Origin of the sequence: Bradyrhizobium yuanmingense (assembly GCF_029167105.1) — a bacterium.
Classification (GTDB): domain Bacteria; phylum Pseudomonadota; class Alphaproteobacteria; order Rhizobiales; family Xanthobacteraceae; genus Bradyrhizobium; species Bradyrhizobium yuanmingense_A.
Genome location: NZ_JARFML010000094.1, coordinates 1 through 2,748, shown reverse-complemented (window position 1 = coordinate 2,748; position 2,748 = coordinate 1). Strand labels below are relative to the sequence as shown.

General features: G+C 66.7%; 3 protein-coding genes. All 3 read left to right on the top strand.

Annotated features, from left to right (window positions below):
• The first annotated feature begins 204 nt into the window (after positions 1–204).
• Positions 205–1,743: an IS21 family transposase gene (gene istA / locus P0R31_RS40485; protein WP_275521184.1), complete on the top strand. Its 1,539-nt coding sequence runs from the start codon at positions 205–207 to the stop codon at positions 1,741–1,743.
• Positions 1,744–1,754: 11 nt separating this feature from the next.
• Positions 1,755–2,498 (top strand): IS21-like element helper ATPase IstB, encoded by a 744-nt coding sequence (gene istB / locus P0R31_RS40480; protein WP_157288154.1) that lies wholly within the window; start codon positions 1,755–1,757, stop codon positions 2,496–2,498.
• Positions 2,499–2,528: 30 nt separating this feature from the next.
• A partial coding sequence (locus P0R31_RS40475; protein WP_275521182.1) for a hypothetical protein occupies positions 2,529–2,748 on the top strand: 220 nt, incomplete at its 3' end.

The window sequence follows — 2,748 nt, the reverse complement described above, 5'->3', positions numbered from 1 at the left end:
GTGCTGATTCCGCTCGATGTCGCCCACCATTCCGGAATGATCTCGCCCACCATTCCGATTTGATGTCGCCCACCATTCCGAGATGATCTCGCCCACCATTCCGGGATGATGTCGCCCGGGGTGACGAGGCCTCTTCTGGCTCCGATACGGTCCCGCCTTTCGGCTTTGCGAAGGGGGACCTGGATGCCGACGGAGAGGCTTGCGATGCGCCACGTGCGCGAAGTGATCAGATTGAAGTCGACCGGGATGGCGACCCGCGAGATTGCGCGGCGGTTGGGGACGGCGCCTTCGACGGTGCGGTTGACGATCCGCCGTTTTGAGGCGGCGGGGCTGACCTGGCCACTACCGGACGACATCACCGACACTGATCTGGAGGCCCGGCTGTTCGCCAGCGCCGGTGCGGGTTCCGGCACGCGGCGGGGCCATCGCCGGCAGGCCGAGCCGGACTGGGCGGCGGTGCACCGCGAGCTCCGGCGCAAGCACGTGACGCTGTCGATCCTGTGGGAGGAGTACATCGCGGGCGAGCCCGGCGGGTATCGCTATTCGCGTTTCTGCGAGCTCTACCGCGCCTGGGAAGGCCGGCTGTCGGTGACGATGCGCCAGTCGCATGCGGCCGGCGACAAGCTGTTCGTCGATTATGCCGGTGACGGCGTGCCGGTCGTGATCGACCGGCTCAGCGGCGAGCGGCGCGTCGCGCAGATCTTCGTCGCGGTGCTCGGCGCTTCCAGCTTCACCTACGCGCAGGCGACCTGGACGCAGGGGCTCGCCGACTGGATCAGCGGCCACGTCGGCGCCTTCGAGGCGATCGGCGGCGTGCCGGGGCTGCTGGTGCCGGATAACACCAAGGTCGCTGTGATCAAGGCCTGCCTCTACGATCCACAGATCAACCGCAGCTACGCCGACATGGCGGCGCATTACGGCACCGCCATTCTGCCGGCGAGGCCGCGACGGCCACGGGACAAGGCGAAAGTCGAGCAGGCGGTCCTCATGGTCGAGCGCTGGCTGAACGGGCGGCTGCGCCACCGCACCTTCTACAGCCTCGCTGAGGTCAACGCGGCGATCGCCGAGTTGCTGACCCGGCTCAACGAGGAGCGGCCGATCCGACGGCTCGGCGTGACCCGCCGCAAGCTATTGGAGGAGATCGACCGGCCGGCACTCCAGGCCTTGCCGGAGAGCCCTTACGTGTTCGCCGAGTGGCGGATCTGCCGGGTCAGCATCGATTATCACGTCGAGGTCGAGGCGCATTATTACAGCGTTCCGCATCGCTTCGTCCGCGCCGAGGTGGAGGTGCGCTTCACGGCTCGCACCGTCGAGATCTTCCACAAGGGTGAGCGGATCGCCGCGCATCAGCGCATGAGCGGCAACCACAAGCACACGACCGTGCCGGAGCACATGGCCTCCAGTCATCGGCGCTACGCTGGCTGGACCATCGAGCGCATCCGTAAGGACGCAGCCTCGATCGGGCCGGCCACCGCGGCGCTGTGCGACCTGATCCTCGACGAGCGCGCGCATCCGGAACAGGGCTTCCGCGCCTGTCTCGGCATCATCCGGCTCGCCCGATCCTACGGGCACGAGCGGCTCGATGCCGCCGCCATGCGGGCGATCGATATCGGCGCGCGCACCTACGGCTCGGTCAAATCGATCCTTGCCAACAATCTCGATCGGCGTCCTTCACCCAAGCGCTCCGCGGACGACGCGCCGATCCTTCATCCCAACATCCGCGGGCCGCGCTACTACAATTAGGAGATCACGTCTTGCTCACGCATCCGACCCTCGATCAACTCTACGCGCTCGGCCTGCATGGCATGGCCAAGGCCTTCGCCGACATCGAAGCTGGCGGCGAGGCCGCAAGCCTCGGCCACGCCGAATGGCTTGCGCTGCTGCTCGAACGCGAAGCGTCATTGCGACGCGACAAGCGGCTGTCGAAGCGGCTGCAATACGCCAAGCTGCGCCAGGAAGCCTGCGTCGAAGACATCGACTACCGCACTCCACGCGGCCTCGACCGCAGCCTGCTGACGATGCTGGTCGAAGGCCGCTGGGTCGACGACCACGCCAACCTGCTGATCTGCGGGCCCTCCGGCGTCGGCAAAAGCTGGCTCGCCTCAGCGCTCGGCAACAAGGCCTGCCGGGACAATCGCTCCGTGCTCTACCAGCGCGTCCCGCGGCTGTTCACCGATCTCGCTTTGGCACGCGGCGACGGCCGCCACTCCCGCCTGCTGCGCGCGCTTGGCCGCGTCGATCTCCTCATCTTCGACGACTGGGGCCTCGAGCCGCTCGACGCCGCGGCCCGCCACGACCTCCTGGAGATCCTCGAGGACCGCTATGGCCGCCGCTCCACCATCGTCACCAGCCAGCTCCCGGTCGATCAATGGCACGCGCTGATCGGCGACCCCACCTACGCCGACGCCGTCCTCGACCGTCTGGTCCATAACGCCCACCGGATCGATCTCAACGGCGAAAGCATGCGGCGAACCCGCAAACCCGACCGAAAGGCCTGAGCCTGTGGCGCTGTGGACATGCCGCTACGCTTGGACAACGCAAGAGCGTTGCCCACATGCCCACAGCAGACGAAGAAGACCTTCAAGCCGCGATTCAAGGTTGACCCCGCGGCCTGCCCGATGCCAGAAAACAGACAGCCAGAACGCCTCGCGCCCCGGGCGACATCAAATCGGAATGGTGGGCGAGATCATCTCGGAATCCTGGGCGAGATCAAATCGGAATACCCGGGCGAGATCTTCGGAATCAGCA

What these genes read in the sequence shown, in the direction of transcription:
- istA (WP_275521184.1), top strand. Translation starts at nt 205, where the DNA reads ATGCGCCACGTGCGCGAAGTGATCAGATTGAAGTCGACCGGGATGGCG.